22 protein-coding genes are annotated in these 24511 nt (G+C 68.4%); 14 read left to right on the top strand and 8 right to left on the bottom strand.

The genetic code is table 11. The annotated features are described in order from the left end of the window. The first annotated feature begins 30 nt into the window (after nt 1-30). Together ACFVJ5_RS23035 and ACFVJ5_RS23030 are read left to right on the top strand one after the other, a co-directional pair. Nucleotides 31-717, top strand: a complete 687-nt coding sequence (locus ACFVJ5_RS23035) for a ZIP family metal transporter (protein WP_379222947.1) — start codon at nt 31-33, stop codon at nt 715-717. Between the two features lie 106 nt (nt 718-823). Then, complete coding sequence (locus tag ACFVJ5_RS23030; RefSeq protein ID WP_379222945.1) at nt 824-1624, top strand: DUF6585 family protein; 801 nt, start codon at nt 824-826, stop codon at nt 1622-1624. Nucleotides 1625-1737: 113 nt separating this feature from the next. Here ACFVJ5_RS23030 and groL read toward each other — a convergent pair whose 3' ends face one another. Then, the gene (groL, locus tag ACFVJ5_RS23025; protein WP_266294031.1) at nt 1738-3363 is read right to left on the bottom strand and encodes a chaperonin GroEL; all 1626 of its coding nucleotides are present in this window, start codon (nt 3361-3363) and stop codon (nt 1738-1740) included. Nucleotides 3364-3609: 246 nt separating this feature from the next. Next, entirely contained in the window at nt 3610-4341 is a 732-nt protein-coding gene (locus tag ACFVJ5_RS23020; protein WP_379222943.1) for a Clp protease N-terminal domain-containing protein, read from the bottom strand. Nucleotides 4342-4413: 72 nt separating this feature from the next. Between ACFVJ5_RS23020 and ACFVJ5_RS23015 the strand changes: the two genes are divergently transcribed. Further along, nucleotides 4414-5673 carry a hypothetical protein gene (locus tag ACFVJ5_RS23015; protein ID WP_379222941.1) on the top strand — a complete coding sequence of 420 codons (1260 nt, stop codon included), beginning with the start codon at nt 4414-4416 and terminating at the stop codon, nt 5671-5673. On the opposite strand, the gene ACFVJ5_RS23010 is transcribed toward ACFVJ5_RS23015, so the two are convergent. From ACFVJ5_RS23010 to ACFVJ5_RS22990, 5 genes are all read right to left on the bottom strand, one after another. Continuing rightward, on the bottom strand, nt 5654-6736 hold the full coding sequence (locus ACFVJ5_RS23010; protein WP_379222940.1) for an NAD(P)/FAD-dependent oxidoreductase: 1083 nt from the start codon (nt 6734-6736) through the stop codon (nt 5654-5656). The genes ACFVJ5_RS23015 and ACFVJ5_RS23010 overlap by 20 nt on opposite strands. 84 nt (nt 6737-6820) lie before the next feature. Then, nucleotides 6821-7696, bottom strand: coding sequence for an RNA polymerase sigma-70 factor (locus ACFVJ5_RS23005; RefSeq protein ID WP_379222938.1), 876 nt, complete (start codon nt 7694-7696; stop codon nt 6821-6823). A gap of 97 nt (nt 7697-7793) precedes the next feature. Further along, nucleotides 7794-8675 (bottom strand): CDP-alcohol phosphatidyltransferase family protein, encoded by an 882-nt coding sequence (locus tag ACFVJ5_RS23000; protein ID WP_379222936.1) that lies wholly within the window; start codon nt 8673-8675, stop codon nt 7794-7796. Next, nucleotides 8672-9385: a phosphatidylserine decarboxylase gene (locus ACFVJ5_RS22995; RefSeq protein ID WP_379222934.1), complete on the bottom strand. Its 714-nt coding sequence runs from the start codon at nt 9383-9385 to the stop codon at nt 8672-8674. The genes ACFVJ5_RS23000 and ACFVJ5_RS22995 overlap by 4 nt, the downstream gene beginning before the upstream one ends. 70 nt (nt 9386-9455) lie before the next feature. Beyond that, nucleotides 9456-9728 (bottom strand): GlsB/YeaQ/YmgE family stress response membrane protein, encoded by a 273-nt coding sequence (locus tag ACFVJ5_RS22990; RefSeq protein ID WP_101465422.1) that lies wholly within the window; start codon nt 9726-9728, stop codon nt 9456-9458. A 232-nt stretch (nt 9729-9960) separates the two neighbouring features. Here ACFVJ5_RS22990 and ACFVJ5_RS22985 point away from each other — a divergent pair, with 232 nt between their 5' ends. The 5 genes from ACFVJ5_RS22985 (at nt 9961) to ACFVJ5_RS22965 (ending at nt 14952) form a co-directional block, all read left to right on the top strand. Continuing rightward, nucleotides 9961-10986, top strand: a complete 1026-nt coding sequence (locus tag ACFVJ5_RS22985; protein ID WP_378633836.1) for a beta-ketoacyl-ACP synthase III — start codon at nt 9961-9963, stop codon at nt 10984-10986. Nucleotides 10987-11176: 190 nt separating this feature from the next. Continuing rightward, entirely contained in the window at nt 11177-11368 is a 192-nt protein-coding gene (locus ACFVJ5_RS22980) for a hypothetical protein (RefSeq protein WP_378633833.1), read from the top strand. 33 nt (nt 11369-11401) lie between these two features. Further along, nucleotides 11402-13069, top strand: a complete 1668-nt coding sequence (locus ACFVJ5_RS22975; protein ID WP_379222931.1) for an FAD-dependent oxidoreductase — start codon at nt 11402-11404, stop codon at nt 13067-13069. 70 nt (nt 13070-13139) lie between these two features. Then, nucleotides 13140-14612, top strand: a complete 1473-nt coding sequence (locus ACFVJ5_RS22970) for an ATP-binding protein (RefSeq protein WP_379222929.1) — start codon at nt 13140-13142, stop codon at nt 14610-14612. Next, a complete protein-coding gene (locus tag ACFVJ5_RS22965; protein ID WP_379222927.1) occupies nt 14605-14952 on the top strand; it encodes a UBP-type zinc finger domain-containing protein in 348 nt (115 codons plus the stop codon). The genes ACFVJ5_RS22970 and ACFVJ5_RS22965 overlap by 8 nt, the downstream gene beginning before the upstream one ends. A 7-nt stretch (nt 14953-14959) precedes the next feature. Here ACFVJ5_RS22965 and ACFVJ5_RS22960 read toward each other — a convergent pair whose 3' ends face one another. Beyond that, on the bottom strand, nt 14960-15421 hold the full coding sequence (locus ACFVJ5_RS22960; protein WP_379222925.1) for a hypothetical protein: 462 nt from the start codon (nt 15419-15421) through the stop codon (nt 14960-14962). 76 nt (nt 15422-15497) lie between these two features. Between ACFVJ5_RS22960 and ACFVJ5_RS22955 the strand changes: the two genes are divergently transcribed. The 6 genes from ACFVJ5_RS22955 to ACFVJ5_RS22930 all read left to right on the top strand — a co-directional run bounded on the left by ACFVJ5_RS22955 (nt 15498) and on the right by ACFVJ5_RS22930 (nt 24510). Next, complete coding sequence (locus ACFVJ5_RS22955) at nt 15498-17744, top strand: AAA family ATPase (RefSeq protein WP_379222924.1); 2247 nt, start codon at nt 15498-15500, stop codon at nt 17742-17744. A 67-nt stretch (nt 17745-17811) separates the two neighbouring features. Then, entirely contained in the window at nt 17812-19089 is a 1278-nt protein-coding gene (locus ACFVJ5_RS22950; protein WP_379222922.1) for a hypothetical protein, read from the top strand. A 114-nt stretch (nt 19090-19203) separates the two neighbouring features. Continuing rightward, nucleotides 19204-21993: a Na+/H+ antiporter subunit A gene (locus tag ACFVJ5_RS22945; protein ID WP_379222920.1), complete on the top strand. Its 2790-nt coding sequence runs from the start codon at nt 19204-19206 to the stop codon at nt 21991-21993. After that, nucleotides 21990-22373 (top strand): Na(+)/H(+) antiporter subunit C, encoded by a 384-nt coding sequence (locus ACFVJ5_RS22940; RefSeq protein ID WP_379222918.1) that lies wholly within the window; start codon nt 21990-21992, stop codon nt 22371-22373. Before ACFVJ5_RS22945 ends, ACFVJ5_RS22940 begins: the two co-directional genes overlap by 4 nt. Continuing rightward, a complete protein-coding gene (locus ACFVJ5_RS22935) occupies nt 22370-23965 on the top strand; it encodes a Na+/H+ antiporter subunit D (RefSeq protein ID WP_379222916.1) in 1596 nt (531 codons plus the stop codon). Before ACFVJ5_RS22940 ends, ACFVJ5_RS22935 begins: the two co-directional genes overlap by 4 nt. Next, a complete protein-coding gene (locus tag ACFVJ5_RS22930) occupies nt 23962-24510 on the top strand; it encodes a Na+/H+ antiporter subunit E (RefSeq protein WP_379222914.1) in 549 nt (182 codons plus the stop codon). The genes ACFVJ5_RS22935 and ACFVJ5_RS22930 overlap by 4 nt, the downstream gene beginning before the upstream one ends. Nucleotide 24511: the final 1 nt, after the last annotated feature.

Here is a 24511-nt window from a genome sequence, read left to right as displayed (position 1 = left end):
CCTCGACGCACGGCCGAATAGGCTCGTGCCATGTCTACCGCCCTGCTGTACGGCCTCGGTACCGCGGTCCCGCTGCTGATCGGGGTGGCGGTCGGGCTGCGGTGGACGCTGCCGAAAGCCGTGCTCGCCGCGATGATGGCATTCGGCGCGGGCACGATGATCGCGGCGATATCGGAGGAGCTCTTCGCACCCGCCTTCCACCGCGACGGTGCGCTGCTCGCCGGCACCGCGCTGTTCGCCGGTGCGGGGATATACGTGGTCGCCAACCATCTCATCGAGAACAAACTGGGGCCCGCCGCCATCGGCTGGGCGTTGCTGCTCGGGACGGTGCTCGACGGCGTGCCGGAGAACCTCGCACTGGGTGTATCCCTCAGTGGCGGAGCAGGATTGGTGTTGGTGGTCGCCATCGCGGCGGGCAATGTGCCCGAAGCGGTCAGCGGGGCGGTACTCATGCGCGAGCAGCACGGGTTCGAGGCGGGCCGGACCTTCGCGCTCTGGGCGGTGACGGCCGCGGTGCTCGTCGCGGTGACCGTGCTGGGAAACGCTTACGCCGACTCGGTTTCCACGACCGCGATCAGCGCGGTCCAAGCGTTCGCGGGCGGCGCCACGATCGCGGTGCTGGCCGACTCGCTCATCCCCGAGGCCTACCGCGAAGGCGGCTGGTGGGTCGGAATGGCAACTGCGGCAGGATTCTTCGTCGCTTTCGCCATCGGCTGAGCCATTCCGCCCGGTCGCGGCCAGAATTTCCGCTCCGTACCGGTGGCAATATTCCGCCGGTTCGCATACGCTTCGCCGCGGATGAAAACGCCTCATGGAGGGACGAGTGATCACTCCGAACAGGCCGGAGGACGTAGCCGATGCTCGGCACGCGGTGCCGTTGACCCAACTGATACACCTGATGGCGGAGTATCAGCATCTCGGCGCGCACCGTGACACCTTCCTCGCCACCCCCGCCGACGACACCTTCGTGCGCGGCTGCGGCATCGTCGCGGGCTGTATCGCCACCATCGGCATCATCGTCGCGGCCGTCGGCGGATGGCAAGGCGGTGTGGCACTGCTCGTGATCGCCGCCGCGCCCGTCCTGCTCGCGCTGCACCGCGGGGTGATCAACCGGCAGAACCGCGCCGCCCGCATCGACCTGTTCGACCAGGGCGTCACCGTCTACCGCTCGGGTCAGCGCGTGGCCGGATTCCGGTGGGACAGTACCGAAGTGCGTCAGCAGGAGATCCCCTTCCACGACACCACCCCCGTCGCCTACGTGCTGGAACTGTCCGGCCCCGGCGGCGTGGAAGCGACCATCGACGAAGAGGGTTTCGCCCGCGCCCGCGAATGGGCCCGCGCCATCCAATCCGCCGTCACCGCAACCCAACTCCCCGCCGCGGTAGCCGCCATCGACAACGGCGAAACCGTCCCCTTCGGCGACCTCTCCCTCTCCCTCGACGCCCTCACCTTCCGCGGCGAAGCCCTGTCCTGGGAAGACATCCAACTCATCGACGCCCGCAGCGGCCACATCCGCATCAAACTCTCCGGCGTGTGGATGTCCCTCGCCCCCGTCAGCACCATCCCCAACTTCTACATCTTCAACGAACTGGCCGAACGCCTCCGCCTCACACCGGTCGGCTGAGCTCGCCATCCCTGCGGCCGCCGCCGTAGTCACTCCCCTTTTGTACGCCGAAGGCCGGCCCACCGTGGTGGACCGGCCTTCGTGACTTGCGTTGGAACTAGCTGATCAGCGGATCAGAAGTCCATGCCGCCCATGCCGCCGGTGGGGTCGCCCGCGGGGGCGGACTTCTCCGGCTTGTCGGCGACTACAGCCTCGGTGGTGAGGAAGAGCGCGGCGATGGAGGCCGCGTTCTGCAGGGCCGAGCGGGTGACCTTGACCGGGTCGGCAACGCCGGCGGCCAGCAGGTTCTCGTAGACACCGGTGTCGGCGTTCAGGCCTTCGCCCTCGGGGAGGTTGGAGACCTTCTCGGCCACGACGCCGGGCTCGAGGCCCGCGTTGAAGGCGATCTGCTTGAGCGGAGCCGACAGCGCGACGCGCACGATGTTGACACCGGTCGCCTCGTCAGCGGTCAGACCGCTGAAGCCGTCGAGCGCGGGGGCGGCCTGCAGCAGCGCGACGCCACCACCGGCAACGATGCCCTCTTCGACGGCAGCCTTTGCGTTGCGCACGGCATCTTCGATGCGGTGCTTGCGCTCCTTGAGCTCGACCTCGGTAGCGGCACCGGCCTTGATCACCGCGACGCCGCCGGCCAGCTTGGCCAGACGTTCCTGCAGCTTCTCACGGTCGTAGTCCGAATCCGAGGACTCGATCTCGGCGCGGATCTGCGCCACGCGGCCCTTGATGGCCTCCGCGTCGCCCGCACCCTCGACGATGGTGGTCTCGTCCTTGGTGATGACGACCTTGCGCGCGGTGCCGAGCAGCTCGATGCCGGCGGTCTCCAGGGAGAGGCCGACCTCTTCGCTGATGACCTCGCCACCGGTGAGGATGGCGATATCGGCCAGCTGGGCCTTGCGACGGTCACCGAAGCCGGGCGCCTTGACGGCGACGGACTTGAAGGTGCCACGGATCTTGTTCACGACCAGGGTCGACAGGGCTTCGCCCTCGACGTCCTCGGCGATGATCAGCAGCGGCTTGCCGGCCTGGATGACCTTCTCCAGCAGCGGCAGCAGGTCCTTCACGGTCGAGATCTTCGACGACACCAGCAGGATGTACGGATCCTCGAGGACCGCTTCCTGACGCTCGGGGTCGGTCACGAAGTAACCGGAGATGTAGCCCTTGTCGAAGCGCATGCCCTCGGTGAGCTCCAGCTGGAGCCCGAAGGTGTTGCTCTCCTCGACGGTGATGACACCTTCCTTGCCGACCTTGTCCATCGCCTCGGCGATGAGCTGGCCGATGGCCGGGTCGCCCGCGGAGATACCAGCGGTAGCAGCGATCTGCTCCTTGGTGTCGATCTCCTTGGCGGTGTCGAGCAGCTTGGCGGTGACGGCCTCGACGGCCTTCTCGATGCCACGCTTCAGGCCGAGCGGGTTCGCGCCGGCCGCGACGTTGCGCAGACCTTCACGCACGAGCGCCTGGGCGAGCACGGTAGCGGTGGTCGTACCGTCGCCGGCGACGTCGTCCGTCTTCTTGGCGACTTCCTTGACCAGCTCGGCGCCGATCTTCTCGTACGGGTCCTCGAGGTCGATCTCCTTGGCGATGGAAACACCATCGTTGGTGATCGTGGGGGCGCCCCACTTCTTCTCGAGCACGACGTTGCGACCCTTCGGGCCCAGCGTCACCTTGACAGCGTCGGCGAGGGCATTGAGACCCCGCTCGAGACCGCGACGGGCCTCTTCGTCGTACGCAATTGTCTTGGCCATTGCGTTGAGATCCTCCACATGTCTATGGCTGACACACGAGACGACCACAGGTTGGATCGCCCCAAAGTTACGCTGGCCAGGTGCGGTGCCCGCGACGGACGACCGAGGGTGTCGATGGAACCCGATCTCACCACCCCGACCTGGCACTCAACAGTCACGAGTGCCAAAGCCATTTTTAGCACTCGGGTGACGAGAGTGCAAGGTCGCGCCCGACGCGGAGGACACACCGGGCGCGCCCCCGCGTTCTCAGCCCTCGTCCTGCACCGAAGCCAGAAACTGATTCAGCAGCTCGACGAGCTCGGCCTCGACGACGGCCTTGTCAAGGCCCAGACCGCTGAGTACGCCCGCGCCGTTCTCCTGTTCCAGCAGAGCCAACAGGATGTGCTCGGTGCCGATGTAGTTGTGGCCGAGGCGCAGCGCCTCGCGAAAGGTGAGCTCGAGGACCTTCTTCGTGTCACCGTCGAACGGGATGAGCGCGGGCACGTCACCGTCGGCGGCGGGCAGCGAGGCGGTCGCCGCGTCGCGCACCGCGTCCAGCCCGACGCCCCTGGCGACGATCTCCTTGGCGGCCAGACCTTCCGACTGGCCGATCAGGCCGAGGATCAGATGCCCGAGCGCGATCTGGCTGCTTCCCGAGGCGCGGGCCGCCTCCTGCGAGCCGACGACCACCTGCCGGGCCCGGTCGGTGAACTTGGCGAAGCCGGCCTGCGGGTCCATGGCAGCCGTGTCGCTCGGCCCCTTGGGCACGAATCGTTTCTGGACGGCCTGCTTGCTCACGCCCATGCTGGCGCCGATATCGGTCCAGGAGGCGCCGGAGCGGCGAGCCTGGTCGACGAAGTGGCCGATCAGGTGGTCGGCGGTCTCGCCGAGGTGATTGGCGGCGACCACCGCGTCGGAGAGTTGGTCGAGGACGTTGTCGGGGCGGGCCTTCTTGATGCCGTCGATGAGGTCGTCGAGGCGAAAGTTCGGAGTGCTCATGCGTCAACCATAGGTTGACGATGCCAGGTCGTCAACGATTGGTTGACGGCAAATTCCTGGCAGAGTGTCGCCATGGGGAGAATTCGGCGCTGGGCGCCGCGCGTGGTGGGGATCGTCGTGACGGTGACATGCCTGATCGGGGCCGGGCGGCTGTTGTGGCCGCAGCCGGGCCTGGACGAACAGCCGGGGTCGACCGCGCGCCAGTTGGCCTTCGTGCGTGACGCGCTCGACGAAGGATCGGATACCGCTGCGCAGCAACTGTTTCCAGAGGGATATGTCTTCTCGAACGTGCTCTACGGCCTCGCCTGGGTGCAGGCCGCGCACACCGATTCAGGACTGCGCGATGACGCGCTACGTGAATCGCGCTGGGCGCTGGCACGAGTGGAGTCCGACGAGGGTCGTGCGGTTTTCAGCCCCGGGTTGCAGCCCGCGTACGGGGTGTTCTGGGCCGGGTGGACCAACTGGTTGCGGGGCGCGATCCTGTCGCTCGATCACTCCGATACCGCTGCGGTGCAGCAGTTCTCCACCCGCAGCGCCGAGATCGCCCAGGCGTTCGCGGCGACGGACACGCCGTTTCTCCAGGCCTATCGAGGGCAGGCGTGGCCGGTCGATTCGACGGTCGCGATCGCTTCACTTCGCCTGCACGACAAGCTGTTCGGGGCGCGGTACACGGGGGTGATAGATCGCTGGCTCGCGCAGGCCGAGACCCGGCTCGACCCCGCGACCGGTCTACTGCCGCATCAGGTTTCACCGGCCGACGGATCGATGCTGACCGGCGCCCGGGCAACCTCACAGACAGCGATACATCGTTTCCTGCCGGAGATCGACCCGGCGTTCGCGCGCAGCCAGTACGCGCGCTATCGCGACCGGTTCGTCGCTCACCCCGGCGGTTTCGGCCCTGCCGTTCGCGAATACCCGAAGGGATTCGACGGCAGCGGTGATGTCGACTCGGGGCCGTTGGTCGCCGGGATCAGCCTGTCCGCCACCGTCGTCGCCGTCGGAGCGGCCAGGATGAACGGCGACAGCGCGTTAGCCGCCGCGATCGGATCGGAGGGCGAGCTGATCGGGTTGCCGGTCGATCTGCCCTGGTCCAAACGCTATGCGTTCGGACTACTGCCGATCGGGGACGCGTTCGTGGTGTGGTCGTCGACAGCGCGACCGCTGACGGCGGCGCCGGCGATGGTCGAATACGACCTGCGCTGGTGGTGGCGGCTGCCATGGCTGGCCGTGCTCGGCCTGATCGCCCTCGTGCCATGGGCATGGACGCCGGCCCGTCTCCTCAGAGGACGGGCCGAGCGCCACGCGATCGGACTTACCGCAACCCCACGGTGAAAGCGGTTCCGCGCACGATCAGTTCCTTCATCACCACACCGATGCGACCGGTGAACACCGTGTTCGTGGGGGTGTCGTCGGCCTTGACGAGCTGCAACACCGCGTCACGGCGACCGAGGCTGATGCACTGCGCGACGTAGCGGCCCTCCATCGGCTCCGGTTCACGACCACGCGCCCGCGCCGTGATCGCCCCGACCACGTACTGCCCGGCGGGAATCGCTGTCGCACAGGCCATCCGCAGCGGACGCCCGTCGACCCCCGTCATCAGCGCGGCGTCGCCGACGGCGTAGATGTCGGGGTGCGACACCGAGCGCAGCGTGTTGTCGGTGCGGATGCGACCGTCGGCCGCGACCTCGAGACCCGCGCGCCGAGCCAGGTCGGGAACGGTGAACCCGGTGGTCCAGACGGTGGTGGCGGCGGGCACCAGGGTGCCGTCGGCCAGCCGCACGGCATCGGACAGCACCTCGACAACCTTGACACCGGAACGGATCTCGACGCCGAGACGGGTGAGCGCGGCACGGATCGCCTCGTGTGCGCGCGGCGAGAGCCAAGCACCCGGATCCTCGGTACCGAGCAGGCTGATCCGCGAATCCGGCTGCGACTCAGCGAGTTCGGTGGCCAGTTCGATGCCGGTCGGGCCCGAGCCGACGATGACGATCTGACCCGACAGTTCCGTCAGGTCCTCGGCGGTGGCGACGAACTTCGCGTGCTCGGCCGCACCGGGCACGGCGTCGCGGTCGGCCTGGCTGCCGAGCGCGTAGACGAGGGTGTCGTAGTGCAGCGTCCACTCACCGTCGAGGGCGACGATCTTGCGGTCCGGGTCCAGGTCGGTGACCCGTGCCTGGAGGAAGTCGATGCCCTTGCGTCCCAGCGACTTCCGCAGGTCGAGCCGCTTGACCGGCTGGCCGGCGGCGGCCTGGTGCAGACGCACCCGCTGCACGAATTCGGCGCGGCCGTCCACGACGGTGATCTGGGTGTCGCGAGTCTTCTTCGCGAGGGCGCGGGCCGCGGTGAGTCCCGCGTACCCGGCGCCGAGGACGACGATCCGATGCTGACCGGTCATGGTGTGGCTCCTTCTCTCGAAATGCCTACACACACCAGACTGATCAGCCCGCGAGTTCCTGACAGGCTCTCGAAGTGACCTGCATCACACAGTGACGGCGCCTAATTTGATCGGGTTCACGACCGTGCGAACCGCCGCGATCGAGCCCGCTTCGTCGAAGTCGAACACGAGTACACCGGCCGGAATCTCGTCCTGGATCAGGATCAGACCCACATCGCCGTTGATCTCGGTGAATTCGAACCGCGACGTGGGGCTGAGGAAGCGCCGCAGGTTGGACAGGTAGCGGGCGACCACGTCGCCACCGACCACCGGGATCTTGGCCGCGACCACCCGGCCGCCGCCATCGGCGACCGACACCACGTCGTCGGCGAGCAGTTCGCGCAGACCGTCCACATCGCCGGTCGAGGCCGCCTGCAAGAACTTCTCGATCATCGTGCGCGCGTGCTCGGCCGACACCACGAAGCGCTGTTTACCGGTACGCACCCGCTGACCGGCCCGATGGAAGATCTGCTGGGTGTTGGCCACGGTGAGATCGAGCATCTCGGCGATCTCGCCGTGGGAGTAGCCGAAGGCCTCGCGCAGCACGAACACGGCGCGTTCGATCGGGCTGAGCCGTTCCATCGCGGTGAGCACCGCCAGCGACACCGATTCGCGTTCCTCGACGGTGCCCAGCGGACCGAGCGCGCCGCCGCCGGTCGGTACCGGCTCCGGCAGCCACTGCCCGACATAGGTCTCGCGCCGGGCGCGAGCCGAAACGAGCTGGGTACGACACAGATTCACGGTGACGGTCGTCAGCCACGCTTCGGTACTGGCGATCTCGGCGTGGTCGGCCAGCGCCCACCGCAGATAGACCTCCTGCACGACGTCCTCGGCCTCACTCGCCGCACCGAACATCCGGTACGCGAGTGAAAACAGCCGCGGCCGATGCTCCATGAACTCGGCGACGCCGTCGGATTCCACCTGTGCCCCTTTGCCAGACTGCCCAGTTCCGCAACGGTACAGCGGTACTCGCCGCAGGTCATCACGGTGTGGGCGGCATCTCGCCCTCGGCTGTGTACTACTCGTCGTTGCGCGGGCGACGCAGACGCAGGCGCGCCGATCCACGGATCACCGGACGGCGAATCGCGGGCATCCGTCGCTGCGCACGCCGCTGCGCACGCCGCTCAGCAGGCTTGTGCTGCCAGGTTTCCGGCCGCGCGGCCACCCAGCGGGCGGACCGCCAGGCGAACGGGATGTGCGCGAGGTAGAGCGCGACCAAGATCAGCAGCAACACGATCGGGTAGGTGACCAGCAGCGCGGCGGCCAGCGCGGTGAGCACCAGCAGCCCGGCCGCGGCCTGCGGAGCGACCGACACCGACTTCATCGCCAGGGTCGGGATGGTGCTCACACACAGCAGCGCGGCGAAGACCGTCCAGGCGGCGACGAACGCGAAACTGTCCCACCAGCCGTCGCCGAACTGCACCTTCAACGCGATCGGCACCAGCGCGATCAACGCGCCCGCGGGCGCGGGAACACCGACAAAGTACTCACGCGCCCAGTTGGGGCGGGAGTCGTCGTCGAGCAGGGTGTTGAAGCGGGCCAGACGCAAGACCAGGCTCACCGCGAACAGCAGCGCGACGATCCAGCCCGCGCTGTTGCCGTCGAGCAGGGTCACGTAGATGACCAGCGCGGGCGCGACGCCGAACGAGATCGCGTCCGAGAGCGAATCGAGTTCGGCGCCCATCTTGCTGGTGGCGTCGAGCATGCGCGCGAGCCGCCCGTCGAGCGTGTCGAGCACGGCGGCGGCACCGACCATCGCCAGCGCGATCCCGAGTTCACCGTCGAGCCCGAACTTCACCGCCGACAGGCCGGCGCACAGCGCGAGAATGGTGACGACGCTCGGCAGCAATCGCACCGAGCGGGGCCGTTTGCGAGGTGCTGTGCGAGCCTGTTCGATCATCCCAGCACAGCCAGGACTGTTTCGGCCCCGATCGTGCGCTGCCCGGGGGCCACCAGCAGTTCGGTGCCGACCGGGAAGTACGTGTCGACGCGAGACCCGAACCGGATCAGGCCGTAGGTGTCGCCGATGGTGAGCAGGTCACCGACGCGGGCATCGCAGACGATGCGCCGCGCCAGCAGTCCGGCGATCTGCACCACGACGACCTGCTTGCCGTCGGCGGTGTCGATGACCATGCTGTTGCGCTCGTTGGCGTCGGAGGCCTCCGGCAGATCGGCCGAGAGGAACTTGCCCGGCTGATGCAGCACCTCGCGCACGGTTCCGGACACCGGAACGCGCTGCACGTGCACATCGAGCACCGACAGGAAGATGCTGACGCGCGGCAACGGCTTGTCACCGAGTCCGAGCTCGACGGGCGGCACCGCGGTGTCGACCAGCGCCACTTCACCATCGGCGGGCGCGACCACGATGCCCGCCCGGTTCGGCGGCACGCGATGCGGGTGCCGGAAGAAGGCGGCGCAGGCGGCGGCGGAGGCCAGACCGGCTCGACGCACCCATTTGTTGCGTCCGCCGATCACCGCCACCGCCAACGGCACCGCCACGAACGGCAGTCCGGCGGGATGTAGTGGGGGTACAGCGGCCCGCACCAAGTCGACGACATGTCCGACGCCGGTGGTATCGGGCGTGCCGGGCGGGGTGGGGCGGCGTGCCACGGGCTCCCTCTTTCGTGTGATGACTACAAGCGATCACACCTTACGGGAAGCCCGGGGCAAGCACCTGTGGTCAGTGGACCGATTTACGCCCGGTGAACAGCTTCACCAGGTACAACAACACGCAGGCGCCCACCAGACAGGTGATGAAGCTGAAAATCCAGCCCGCGCCTTCGACATCGACGCCGAACAGACTCAGCACGAAGCCGCCGAGTAGCCCGCCGATGATCCCGACGACGATATTGAGCAGGATGCCCTGCTGTGCGTCGGTCTTCATGAACTTGCTCGCGATCCAACCGGCCAGACCGCCGATGATGATCCAACTGATGATGCCGAGTCCGAGCATGCTGTCCTCGATCCCTCGAAGGGTCGGCGAGCAATCGCCTTGTCACCAAGATACCCCCGGCTCCCTGTGACAATCGACACTCTGATCATGAGGCGCTAATATGAGGAAGCCTCATGTCTGAGCGTTCACATGGTGTCCACGTACGGGTCACGGGCGATGAGGGACAGATTTCGATGCTTCGGGTACACCCAGCGGTGCTGCCGCAGGTTGACAGGTACATAGGAGACGCACAATGGCTCGAATCGCCCAAACGACGGGTACTGAGCACACCGCGATCCTCGGATTGGGCGTCTACCGCCCGGCTCGGGTGGTCACCAACGACGAGGTAGCGGGGCCGATCGACTCGAGCGACGAGTGGATCCGCACCCGGTCCGGGATCAACACCAGGCGCTTCGCCTCGGACGAGGAAACCATCCAGTCCATGAGTGTCGCCGCCGCGCGCGACGCGATCGCCGCCGCCGGGGTGCAGGTCGACCAGATCGACTGCGTCATCGTGGCGACGTCGACGCATCTGGTGCTCACCCCGGCAATCGGCCCGCGCATCGCCACCGAGCTCGGCATGACCGGCTCGGCCGCCTTCGACATCTCGGCGGGCTGCGCGGGGTTCTGTCACGCACTGGGCATGGCATCCGACTTCGTCCGCACGGGGACCTCGAAACACGTGCTGGTGATCGGCGTCGAAAAACTCAGCGTGACCATCGACTTCACCGACCGCGCGACGGCCTTCCTGTTCGCCGACGGCGCGGGCGCGGTCATTGTCGGCCCGTCCGCCGAACAGGGCATCGGCCCGACGGTGTGGGGTTCGGACGGCACCCAGCACCATGCCATCGGCCAGACCAAGGACTGGGTGGAGTTCTTCGACGAGATCGAGGAGAAGGGCACCGACGCGGTGCGCCCCTACCTCACGATGGAGGGCACCGCGGTGTTCCGCTGGGCCGCGCACTCGCTGGAGAAGGTGTGCCGCGACGCGATCGACCGCGCGGGCCTGACCACCGGCGACCTCGACGCGATGATCCCGCACCAGGCCAACGGCCGGATCATCGAGATCATGGCCAGGGTGCTCGAGCTACCGGAGCACTGCGCGCTCGCCAACGACATCGAGGATTCTGGCAACACCTCGGCAGCATCGGTCCCCCTCGCGATGGAGGCGCTGCTGCGCAAGGGCGAATCGAAGCCGGGCGACACCGCGCTGCTGATCGCCTTCGGCGCCGGGCTGTCCTATGCGGCACAGGTTGTCACCATGCCCGCCTGGAAATAGCTGATCAGCGAATTCCCGCAAAACCGGGGTGGCCTGCGCCGAAGCAGGCCACCGACCGGTTGGCTCGCCGTGTCCACCTTGTCCCGCTTGCACCAACTCGGACATGCTGGCAAACTTTTCGCTACCGACGTTTGCTGATCGACGAAGCTCAGCCTCCAGCGTTCCCGTCGTCAACCCGAGGTGATCGGCCGTGAAACTGCGCTCACTCCTGCCACGCAGGCACATCAACGAGGTCCCGCTCCTGCCGAGCATCGGACCGGACGACGCCTTCGCGCTCCCCAGCGCGTTCGTGCCCCGCGGCACCCGCCTCAAACGCGAGGAACGCCTCGAACGCCTCCTCACTCCCACTGAGCTCGACCTGGTCCTGCACCACCAGCTCTGACGGCTACCTCACAGCAGGGGGATACTCGATCGGGTGAGCACTCCCTCGGTAACCAAACCGGCCATTCTGAGCGTTGACGACGATCCCGGCGTATCACGCGCCGTGGTGCGGGACCTGCGCCGCCGCTACGGCGCCGACTACCGGATTCTGCGGGCCGAATCGGGACCGCAGGCACTCGAGGCGCTGCGGGAGATGAAACTGCGCGGGCAGCCCGTGGCGGTGCTGATCGCCGATTACCGGATGCCCGGCATGGACGGGATCGAATTCCTCGAGCAGGCGATGGACCTGCACCCCTACGCCCGCCGGGTGCTGCTCACCGCCTACGCCGACACCGACGCCGCGATCGACGCGATCAACGTCATCGATCTCGACCACTATCTGCTCAAGCCGTGGGATCCGCCGGAGGAGAAGCTGTACCCGGTGATCGACGGGCTGCTCGATGTGTGGCGCAGCGCCGAGCAGCGACCCGTGTACGAGACCAAGGTCGTCGGCGATCGATGGTCGCCGCGGTCCTCGCAGGTGCGAGAGTTCTTGGCGCGCAATCAGTTGCCGTATCGGTGGTACCCGGTCGACGAGCCGGAGGGCACCCGGCTGCTGGAGGCGGCGGGCGCCGATCCGCTGACCTGTCCGGTGGTGATCACGGCCGCGGGCACCGCGCTGATCCAGCCGACCGACAGCGAGCTCGCCGAAAACGTCGGGCTCACCGTCGAACCCAGCGGTGACTTCTACGATCTGATCGTGGTCGGCGGCGGACCCGCCGGGCTCGGCGCGGCGGTCTACGGTGCGTCGGAGGGATTGCGCACGGTGCTGGTCGAGCGCACGGCCACCGGCGGACAGGCGGGGCAGAGCTCGCGGATCGAGAACTACCTCGGATTTCCCGACGGGGTGTCGGGCTCACAGCTGGCGGATCGGGCGCGGCGGCAGGCGGCGAAGTTCGGCGCGGAGATCATCACCACGCGCGATGTGGTCGCGCTCGAGGTCAACGGTTCGGCACGCACGGTGCGGTTCGCCGATGGCGGAAAGCTGTGCGCGCACACGGTGCTGATCGCGACGGGCGTGGACTATCGACGCCATCCGGCGGCGGGTGTGGACGAATTCACCGGGCGCGGTGTGTATTACGGATCAGCGATGACCGAGGCGTCCGAGTGCGCCGATCAGGAGGTCTACATCGTCGGCGGGGCCAATTCGGCCGGGCAGGCCGCGGTGTTCCTGTCCCGCAACGCCCGTCGGGTGCACCTCGTTGTCCGGGGCGACTCGCTCGACCGGTCGATGTCGCACTATCTCGTCCAGCAGATCGCGGACATCCCGAACATCGTCGTGCACACCGAGACCGAGGTGGTCGGCGTCGACGGTGATACACATCTGGAACGAATCATGCTGCGCGACAACAGCACCGGCATCGAAGACAAGGTCGACGCGCAACGGCTGTTCCTGTTCATCGGCGCCGCGCCACAGACCGGCTGGCTCGACGGCGTCGTCACCCGTGACGCCGCCGGATACGTGCTGGCCGGGCCCGACCTGATGGTCGACGGCGCGCGACCACCCGGCTGGGAACTGCCGCGCCCACCGCAACACCTCGAGACCAGCGTCCCCGGCGTGTTCGTGGCGGGCGATGTGCACGCTGAATCCGCCAAGCGGGTCGCCTCGGCGGTCGGCGAGGGCGCGATGGCGGTCATGCTCGTCCACCGGTACCTGGCATGAGAGGTCAGCGGCCGGAGGCGGTAGCGGAGCGTAACCACGCAGGCCGCCCGATCATGCCCATCGAGACAGCATGAGTGAGGACCATATGATCTGCGATCCGGAAGAACTGCGCACCCTGTTCCTGTTCGAGAAGCTCGACGACTCCCAGCTCGCCGAACTGTGCGCCATCGGGCGCATCGAGTGCGTCGACCCGGGCCCGGTGTTCCGCGAGGGCGAACCCGCCACCTGCTTCTACGTGCTGATCGACGGCGAGGTCCGGCTGACCAAACTGTCCGGCGGTATGGAGATCGAGATCAACCGCACCGACCATCGCGGGGTGTACGCGGGCGCCTGGATGGCCTACCTGGGCGACCGGACGAACCAGGACTACAACGGCTCGATGTATGTGCTGCGCCGCTCCCGGTTCCTGGTCATGGACGCGGCCGACTTCTCCAGGATCATGCACGAGTGGTTCCCGATGGCTGTGCACCTGCTCGAGGGCGCGTTCTTCGGCGGGCAGAAGTCGAGCCAGCGGATCGCCGAACGGGAACGGCTGCTCGCCCTGGGATCGCTGTCGGCCGGGCTCACCCACGAGCTCAACAATCCCGCCGCCGCCGCGGTGCGCGCCACCTCCGGCCTGCGCGAACGCGTCGCCGGGATGCGGCACAAGCTGAAGATGATGGCCGAGGGCAAGTTCCCGGCCGACGCGCTGGTCAAGCTCGTCGAGATGCAGGAGCAGGCCGCCGATCAGGTCGCCAAGGCACCCGATCTCAGCCCCCTGGAAGCGGCCGATCGGGAGGACGCGCTGGCCGAATGGTTCGAGGAGCGCGGCATCGCCGACGGCTGGAATCTGGCGCCGACCTTCGTGCAGGCGGGCCTGGACACCGACTGGCTGGAGGGCGTGCACGCGACGCTGGAAGCCTGCCAGGCGCCGGTGTTCGAGGGCGCCGTGCGCTGGCTGAACTACACCATCGAGACCGAGTTGCTGATGAACGAGATCTTCGACTCGACCACCCGCATCTCCACTCTCGTCGGTGCGGCCAAACAGTATTCGCAGATGGATCGCGCGCCCTATCAGGTCGTCGACCTGCACGAACTGCTCGATTCCACCCTGGTGATGCTCAACCGCAAACTCGGTGACGGCATCCGCGTGGTGAAGGACTACGACCGCGGTCTGCCGCCGATCCCCTGCTTCGCCGCCGAACTCAATCAGGTGTGGACCAACCTGATCGACAACGCGGTCTACGCGATGGGCGGCGAGGGCACCCTGACGATCCGCACCTTCCAGGAGAACGACTGCGCCGCCATCGAAATCGGGGACACCGGGCCGGGCATTCCGCCCGAGGCGCGGGGCCGGATCTTCGAGCCGTTCTTCACCACCAAACCGGTCGGCGACGGTACCGGCCTCGGCCTCGACATCTCGTTCCGGATCGTGGCGAACAAGCACAACGGTGACATCCGGGTGGAATCGGAACCCGGCAACACGCGCTTCATCGTGCGCCTGCCGTTGCACCCGGCGGCGGAGGATGTCAGCACACCCACTACAGGAGGTCAGGATGGCTGAAGCGGGAATCGATCCGAGCGTGCCGCCCAGCGGCGCCGGTTGCGGCGAGTGCGACGCGAGCGGCGGCTGGTGGGTGCATCTGCGCCGCTGTGCCGAATGCGGGCATGTCGGCTGCTGTGACAGCTCCCCCAGCAAGCACGCGACGAAGCATTTCGAGGCCACCGCGCACCCGTTCATGCAGAGCTACGAACCGGGCGAGGACTGGTTCTACAACTTCGCCAGCGGCGAGATGTACAGCGATGGTCCCGAACTCGCCGCGCCGACCAGCCATCCCACCGATCAGTCCGTCCCCGGCCCGGCCGCTCGGGTCCCCGCGAACTGGCAATCGCTGCTGAGCTGAGCGACGACTAGGGCTTCATCCCGGCGGCGTCGGCTACCGGCTTGTCGGCATTGGCCGGGACGAGGCAGACCAGCTTCACCGTGCTCAGCGCCACGTTGGGGCTGCCCTCGAACGGACCGCCGGGGTGTGCCGCGAGGATCTGATCGATCGCCTTCTTCTCGCCGTCCGGATCGAGCGATTTGAACTGCGTGCAGGTGATGTCGGCGCCCGCGGCGGCCGAGGTCGGCGCCGCGCTCGACGTGGGCGCCTTGGTGGTGACAGGCGCGCTGGAGCTCGGCGTGCCCTTGCGCAGCCCGCTCGCATCAGCGGAGTCGTCGGACCCGCACCCGACCAAGGTCAGGGTCAGAGCCCCGGCGGCCAGAACGGCGAGGGAGATTCGGTTCATCTGCTGCTTTCCCCGGTAGATCGCGGCGCCGGCACCTCCGGCGCGTCCGGTGCAGCGTACCGACTGGCGGCGATTGTTCGTCATGCCCGCCAGAATGGCCTTCTGACCTTGCGGTCGGCCTATCGATTCCTGATCGCGCCGCGAAGGGCAGAATGGGGCGGTGGCTGAACTTTCGCTCACCGCCCGGCTCAATCCCTCCGCAGCCGACGCTCGTCGCGGGGTGGTGCGCCTGCATCCCGAGACGCTCACCGCGCTCGGCCTGCGCGAATGGGACGGCATCGCGCTGATCGGCGCGCGCAGGACCGCGGCGGTGGTGGCGAAGGCGCCCGCCGACAGTCCGCCGGGGGTAGCGCTGCTCGATGACGTGACGCTGTCGAATGTGGGATTGCGGGAGAACGCGGCGGTGACCGTCGCCCCGGTGACCGTCTTCGGCGCCAGGCAGATCTCGCTGAGCGGCTCGGCGCACGCGATGGCCAGTATCCCCGCGGCCACCCTGCGGCAGGCGCTGCTGGGCAAGGTGGTGACCGTGGGCGACACGGTGTCGCTGCTGCCGCGTGATCTCGGACCCGATATCAGTTCCTCGGCGGCCACCCAGGCCCTCTCACGTGCCTTCGGGATCGCCTGGACCACCGAACTGCTCACTGTGACGGCGATCGAGCCGATCCCGGGACCGGTGAGCGTGCAGCCGAATTCGGCCGTCGGCTGGGGTGCGGGTGCGGCCGCGATCCAGCACACCGTGGAACGTGACGGCGACATGCGCCAGCTTTCGGGGAGCACGCCGGGCCGGCAGTGGTTCCCGGAGCCGGAACGGCCGGGATCTGCCGCCGTGAAGGTGAGTTCGGGGAACGCGCCGATCCAGATCGAGGATCTGGCGGGGGTGCAGAGTCAGGCGGCCAAACTGGCCGAATGGCTGAGCTTGGCGCTCGATGAACCCGAGTTGCTCAAGACGCTCGGCGCACCGGCGCATCTCGGTGTCCTCATCACCGGTCCCGCCGGGGTCGGCAAGGCCACCTTCGCCAAAGCTGTTGCCGCACCGCGCCGCATCGTCGAGCTCGACGGCCCGAGCGTCGGCGCCGCCGAGAGCGGCACCCGACTGCGTGAGGTCGCCGAGGCGGTGGCCGATGTCGCCACCGGGCAGGGCGGCGTGCTGCTGATCACCGATATCGACGCGCTGCTGCCCGCCGAGGCAGAGCCCGTCGCCACCCTCGTTCTCGACCAGCTGAGGGCCGCGGTGCGCGCACCGTGCGTCGCCCTGCTGGCCACCACCGCCCATCCGACACAGGTGGATTCGCGTCTGCGCGCTCCGGACCTGTGCGATCGCGAACTGGCGTTGCCGCTGCCCACCGCGGCGATCCGGCGGGCGCTGCTGGAACAGCTGCTGCGCAAGGTGCCGGCGGGAAAACTGGACCTCGATGTGATCGCCTCGCGCACCCCGGGTTTCGTGGTGGCCGACCTGACCGCGCTGTGCCGGGAAGCGGCCGTGCGCGCGGCAGGCCGGGCCAGCCGCGAGCACACCGAACCCGAACTCGTCCAGGACGACCTGATCGGCGCGCTCGACGTGATCCGGCCGTTGTCCCGTTCGGGCACAGAGGAATTGGCGATCGGCTCGCTCGACCTCGACGACGTCGGCGACATGATCGAAACCAAACAGGCACTCACCGAAACGGTGCTGTGGCCACTGCGCCACCCCGACTCCTTCGCCCGGCTCGGCATCGAACCGCCGCGCGGGGTCCTGCTCTACGGGCCACCCGGCTGCGGCAAGACCTTCCTGGTGCGGGCGCTGGCGGGGACCGGCCAGCTCAGCGTGCACGCGGTGAAAGGCGCTGAGCTGATGGACAAGTGGGTCGGCTCCTCCGAACGCGCGGTGCGCGAGTTGTTCCAGCGGGCCCGCGACTCGGCGCCCTCGCTGATCTTCCTCGACGAGGTCGACGCGCTCGCCCCCCGCCGCGGCCAGAGCAGCGACTCCGGGGTGTCGGACCGGGTGGTCGCCGCACTGCTCACCGAACTCGACGGGGTCGAGCCCCTGCGCGATGTGGTGGTGGTCGCCGCGACCAACCGGCCCGAATTGATCGATCCCGCACTGCTGCGGCCGGGCCGGCTCGACCGCCTCGTCTTCGTGCCGCCGCCGGACGGCCCGGCCCGGCTCGAGATCCTGCGCACGGCGGGGCGCTCGGTCCCGCTCGCCGAGGACGTCGACCTGGCCGCGCTGGCAGAAGACCTCGACGGCTACTCCGCCGCCGACTGCGCCGCGCTGCTGCGCGAAGCGGCGCTGTCGGCCCTTCGCCGCGATATGGCCGCGGCCGACGTCACCGCCGAGGACGTCGCCCGCGCCCGCAGCACCGTGCGGCCCTCGCTCGATTCCGCTCAGGTCGAGTCGCTGCGCCGCTACGCCGAGAGCAGGACCTGACCACGCCCGCACCGCGCCGACAGCGACATCCCAGCTAGACGGGGTTTTCGGCGAGTATCGTCGAGCTGTGCCCAAAGTCGGGGATGGTGTGGATGCGGTCACGGCGTTCGCGGGCGCCGCGGTCGCGGGGATGGCGCTGTTCGTGCCGTTCACTTCCCGCACCAACACGGCGATCGACACGCCGTATCAGGTCGCCAGCATGGCCAACAGCGTGCCGAGGGCGGCGGCGCTCGGGCTGATCGTCGCCGTCGTCGTGGCCGTGCTGATCCGCCCGGCCAACCGGCCGGGGCTCGTCTGGCTCATCGCCACCTGCTGCGCCGTGGGGCTGGGGATCAATTACTTCGTCGGCCACACGATGACCTCGGCCGAGATACTCACCACCCAGAACTATGTGAATTCGCTCGTCGGTGGCGTGATCTTCGGCGCCCTGTGCCTGTGTTCGCTACAGCTGCGCTGGGCCGCGCTCGGTTTCGCGCTCGGCACGGTGACGGTATTCGTGTACGGCGAAGTGATCACGCTGGTCACCTCGAACATGTTGTCGACGACGGACCGGGGTGTGCACAGTCCGTCGGCTCTGATCATCGTCGCCATCGTCTTGCTCGCGGTGAACACCCTCCGGCACCGGCGCAGCATCAGGTCGCCCATCGTGCCGCCACTCACCGCCGATGTGCCGATCGCCCCGATCGTGTCCGTGACGGTACTGGCGCTGACGGTGCTGCTCGCCACGGAACGGCTCCAGCGCGCGTTCGACGGACAGCGTGCGAACGCCTGGTACATCGCGCTGGCGGTCACGGTCACGATCGTCGCCGCCTTCGTCTCGGCCCTGCTGCTGCCCGGCCGCGACGGTACGGCTGTGCTGCTCGCGGTCAGTCTGGCCGCCGCGGGCGACTCGCTCTTCGACGCCGAGCGGATCGGCTGGAACCTCGTGCTCATCCTCGTCGCGGCGACGGCGGGCATCCTGACGGGCAGGCGCTGGGCGACGCCGTGGGCCGTCCTGATCGGCGCCGCCGCGCTCGCCACGTTCGCCACGTTCGCCGAACGCCTGCCGTGGTTGTTCGCCTGGACGATCGGCGCGGTGGTGCTGGCCGGTGTCGTCGGATATGCCTTCGGCTCGATCCGGATCAGCTACGGGCCCAGCGCCGTCCTCGGACTCGGCGCGCTGTACCTGCCGTCGATCCTGTGGTCGATTCCCACCCGCCTGCGGAACTGGCAGACCGGCCCGGACCCGATGGCCGAAGCCGCGGCGGGCCGCACCGCGCTGGCCATCACGATCGGCGCCGCGGCCGCCCTGGTGTTGCTGTACCGGATCCGGTCCGGCACACCGGCACCGACGGTCAAGCCATAGCCGTATCCGCCGCGACATGGCCGACGCGACATCCTCGGTGCCGCCGTCCACGCCGCCGACGCCCGTAGGATCGGGACGCGCTACTCGACCGCTACCTACCCGACGGAGGGGGAGTTGCTAGCCGTACTGCTCGTGCACGCACTGGCCGCCCTCCTGGCCCCGCTGTGTGTACGAGTGCTCGGCCGCAACGCTTTCTACCTGCTCGCCCTGGTACCGCTGGGCAGCCTGGGCTGGGTGATCGCGCACTGGGGAACCACTGTGCGCACCCACGTGCAATGGGCGCCGCAGATCTCGATGGACATCGATCTGCGTTTCGATGCCCTCGCTGCGGTGATGTGCACGCTGGTGCTCGGCGTCGGCGCGCTGATCCTGGCGTACTGCGGGCGGTACTTCGAGCGCGACGAGGCCAGGCTCGGGGTGTTCGCGGCCGAGCTGACCGGGTTCGCCGGCGCCATGTTCGGGCTCGTCACCAGCGATAACATGCTGCTGCTGTACGTGTTCTGGGAAATCACGACGGTGCTGTCGTTCCTGCTCGTCGGCCACTACGCCGAGCGTTCGGTGAGTCGACGGGCCGCGATCCAGGCGCTGCTGGTGACCGGCGCGGGCGGGCTGGCGATGCTGGTCGGCATCGTCATCCTCGGGCTGCGCTACGACAGTTTCCTGCTCTCGGACCTGCTCGCGACGACCTCGGTCCCGGCCGGGAGCGCGGTGTCGGTCGCGATCGGCTTGGTGCTGATCGGGGCGATCAGTAAATCGGCGATCGTGCCGCTGCACTTCTGGTTGCCCGGCGCGATGGCGGCGCCGACCCCGGTGAGCGCGTATCTGCACGCCGCCGCGATGGTGAAAGCCGGGATCTACCTGGTGGCCCGGCTGGCGCCGGCGCTCGCGCAGACCCCGCCATGGCATCTGATGCTGCTGCCGCTCGGCATCGCCACGATGCTGCTGGCCGGGTGGCGGGCGATCCAGGTGCACGACCTGAAGCTGGTGCTGGCGTTCGGCACCGTCAGCCAGCTGGGTCTGATGATCACGATGATGGGCATCGGCACGCCCGACGCGGCGCTGGCCGGGCTCGCCCTCCTGGTGGCGCACGCACTGTTCAAGGCATGCCTGTTCATGGTGGTCGGCATCATCGATCACGGCGCGGGGACCAGGGATCTGCGCAGACTGTCCGGGCTCGGCCGGCGTGCGCCGGTGCTGTGCGCGATCGCGGTACTCGCGACACTCAGCATGGCCGGGCTGCCGCCGCTGCTCGGTTTCGTCGGCAAGGAGTCGGCGCTCGGCGCGCTGTGGTCGGCCGAGGTCCTGAGCCCGCCGGTGCGGTTCGCCCTGCTGGCCGGGGTCACCGTCGGTTCGGCGTTCACCGTGGCCTACAGCATCCGCTTCGTCTGGGGCGCTTTCGGAGTCACCGCGAATCCCGAGCGCGTGGTCACCTGGCACGCACCCGGCCCGCTGCTGCTCGGCCCGCCCGCGGTGCTCGCGGTGGCCGGGCTGGCCGGCGGTCTCGACACCCAGGCGGTCGATCGATGGTTGAGCCCCTACGCCGAGTCGCTGCCGGGCGTACTCGACACCCATCTCGCCCTCTGGCACAGCTTCACCGGACCGCTCGCGCTGACGGTGGTCATCGTCGCGGCGGGTATCGCCCTGTTCCTGATCCGCGGCCGGATCGGCGAACCCGCGCACCCGCGCCTCGGCAACGCCGATCGCAACTACGACGCGGCCCTGCGCGCGATGGACCGACTGTCGTTGCGCATCACCGGAACTGTGCAGTCCGGTTCGCTGCCCGCCAGCCAGGCCACCATCCTCGGCACGCTCATCGTGTTGCCGACGGTCATGCTCGCGATCGGTACGCGGACCGGAGTGCAACTGCGACTGTGGGATTCACCGTTGCAGGCGGCGATCGGCGCGATCATGATCGCGATGGCGCTGGCCGCCACCGTCTTGCGCAACAGGTTGGCCAGCGTGCTCGTCGTCGGGGTGACGGGCTACGGCTGCGGCGTGATCTTCGCGCTGCACGGCGCCCCCGATCTCGCACTGACCCAATTCCTGGTCGAGACACTGACTTTGGTCGTCTTCGTGCTCGTGCTGCGCGCGTTCCCGGCGGAGATCGCCGAAAGCCAGGGCACGGCGTTCAAGTTCCGCCGGGCACTGCTGGCCCTCGGCGTCGGCATCACCGTCCCCGTACTCGCCGCGTTCGCCATCGCCGCCAGGCACGGCAACCCGATCTGGCATGCCATCCCCGATGCGGCCTATCGGATCGGCGGGGGCAAGAACGCGGTCAACGTCTTGCTGGTCGACATCCGCGCCTGGGACACCCTCGGCGAGATCTCGGTGCTCGTCGTCGCCGCGACCGGCGTCGCGTCACTGGTCTTCCGCAGCCGCCGCTTCGGCAGCGCACCCCGCGCCGCCGATTCCCCGAACTACGACCCCGACGCGGTGACCTGGCTGCCCGCCGCCCGCCTCCTCGATCGCCGCGATCGGTCGATGGTCCTGCAGATCACCACTCGCCTGGTGTTCCCCACCATCATGGTGCTGTCGGTGTACTTCTTCTTCTCCGGCCACAACGCGCCCGGCGGCGGCTTCGCGGGTGGCCTGGTCGCCGGATTGGCCCTGACCCTGCGCTATCTGGCGGGTGGCCGATACGAACTGGGCGAAGCGCTCCCGGTCGACGCCGGGCACCTACTCGGCGCCGGACTCACCCTCGCGGCGGGCACCGCGACCGCGTCGCTGCTGCTCGGCGCACCCCCGCTGTCCTCGGCGATCATCGAGGTGACGCTGCCGCTGCTGGGCCACATCAAACTGGTCACCGCCATGTTCTTCGACCTCGGCGTCTACCTGGTGATCGTCGGGCTGGTGCTGGACGTCCTGCGCAGCCTCGGCGCCCGCCTGGACAAGGAACTCGTATGAGTGCCGACCTCGTTCTGCTCATCACCATCGGCGTGCTCACCGCGTGCGGTGTCTACCTGCTGCTCGAGCGGGTGGTGTCGAAGATGCTGCTCGGGATGATCCTGCTCGGCAACGCGGTGAACCTGCTGATCCTCACGATGGGCGGCCAGGACGGGAAGCCACCGATTCTCGGCAGCGCCGACACCTCCCCCGACGGCATGGCCGATCCCCTGGCGCAGGCGATGGTGCTCACCGCGATCGTGATCACCATGGGCCTGGCGGCTTTCGTGCTCGCGCTGGCCTATCGCGCCTACATGCTGACCACCACCGAAGACGTGACCAACGACCCCGAGGACGCCCAGGTCGCCGCCCGCCGCGAACGGGAGGATCCCGAACAGTGACCCTGTCCCCGGAGCTGTTGCCCGCCATCGCCGCACTGCCCGTGCTGGTTCCGCTGCTCGCCGCCGCGGCGACGCTGGTGTTCGGCCGCCGCCCACGGCTCCAGGCGATGATCACGCTGACGGCACTGTCGGTGGTGCTGCTGATCAGCGCCCTGCTGCTGTATCTCGCCGACCGCGACGGCACCACCGCGGTGCAGGTGGGCGGCTGGCCGACCCCGATCGGCATCACGCTGGTGGTCGATCGGCTCAGCGCCGCCATGCTGCTGGTCTCGGCCTTCGTACTGCTCGTGGTGTCGATCTACGGTGCGGGACAGAACATCTCCGACGGTGACGAACACCAGCCGACCTCGATCTACCGGCCGACCTATCTGATCCTGACCGCGGGCGTGTCGACCGCGTTCCTGGCCGGTGACCTGTTCAACCTGTTCGTCGGCTTCGAGGTCCTGCTCGTCGCCTCGTTCGTGCTGCTCACCGTGGGCGCCACCGAGGAACGGATCCGCACCGGCATCGCCTACGTGATGGTGTCGATGGTGTCGTCGCTGATCTTCCTGATCGGCATCGGCCTGACCTACGCGGCGACGGGCACCCTGAATCTCGCGCAACTGGCCGTGCGCCTGGAAGCGACGCCCAGCGGCGTGCGCACCGCCTGCTACGCGGTACTGCTGGTCGCGTTCGGGATCAAGGCGGCGGTGTTCCCGCTGTCGAGCTGGCTGCCCGACTCCTATCCCACCGCGCCCGCTCCGGTCACCGCGGTGTTCGCGGGTCTGCTCACCAAAGTCGGCGTGTACGCGATCATCCGCACCCACACGCTCTGGTTCCCCGACGGCGCCTTCGACGACATCCTGCTGGTGTGCGGACTGGCGACGATGATCGTCGGCGTCCTCGGCGCCATCGCCCAGACCGATATCCGGCGGCTGCTCTCGTTCACCCTGATCAGCCACATCGGCTACATGGTGTTCGGCATCGGCCTGGCCACCACCGCCGGGCTCACCGGCGCGGTGTTCTACGTGGCCCACCACATCCTGGTGCAGACCGCGCTGTTCCTCGCTGTCGGACTGATCGAACGCCAAGCCGGGTCGGTGTCGTTGCGACGCATCGGCGGACTGGCCACAGCGAGTCCGCTACTGGGTGTGCTGTTCCTGCTCCCAGCCCTGAATCTGGGTGGCATCCCGCCATTTTCGGGATTCATCGGCAAGGTCGCGCTCCTGGAAGCCGGCGCCGCCGACGGCAGCGTACTGGCCTGGGTGCTGGTCGGGGGCTCGGTGCTCACGAGCCTGCTCACGCTGTACGCGGTGGCGCGGGTCTGGAGCAAAGCGTTCTGGCGCCCGCGCGAGGAGGCGCCGGAAGGTCATCTCACCGCGGCGAATCTGCCGACACTGGTGGAGGATTCGACCGATGTGCAGTACGAGGATCGCACCGATCCCGGCCGGATGCCCGTGCTGATGGTGCTGGCCACCGTCGGGCTCGTCAGCGCCGGGCTCGCGCTCACCGTGTTCGCCGGGCCGATCCTCGGTATCGCCGAACGTGCCGCCGGGGACCTGAACGATCCGTCGGTCTACATCGACTCGGTGCTCGGACCGGAGCTGCGATGAGCCGGCTCGTCAACCGCGACAACGCCCTTCGCCTCGGCGTCCTGATCTGGCTCACCGCCGTCTGGGTCGCGCTCTGGGGGGATCTGAGTCCGGCCAACACCGTCGCCGGTGTCGTGGTCGCGCTGATCGTGGTCTTCGCGCTGCCACTGCCGTTGGTCCCGGTGGCCGGGCGCTTCCACCCGCTCTCGTTTCTCGAGTTGATCGCTGTCAGCGTCTACTACTCGCTCGAATCGAGCCTGCAGGTGGCCTGGTTCGCGCTGCGGCCCAGCGGTCCGCCGGTCTCGGGCGTGCTGCGCGTGCACCTGGGTATCCAGTCCGATCTGGTGTTGGTGATGTGCGCCGACCTGCTCAACCTGATCCCCGGCACCATGGTCCTCGAGCTCGACCGCCAGCGCTGCGTGGTCTACGTCCATGTGCTCGATGTGGGCAGCGACGAAGCGGTCGCGAAGTTCTACCGCACCACCCGACGCCTGGAGCACCTGATGATCAAGGCCTTCGAACGACCGAGCGAACGCCGCCGCGTCGACCCCCCACCGGAGGTGTGAT

Source organism: Nocardia sp. NPDC127606 (assembly GCF_042671725.1).
In the GTDB taxonomy this organism is placed as follows: Bacteria; Actinomycetota; Actinomycetes; order Mycobacteriales; family Mycobacteriaceae; genus Nocardia.
Note: the sequence above shows the minus strand (reverse complement) of the source record. Positions and strands in the feature narration are given on the sequence as shown.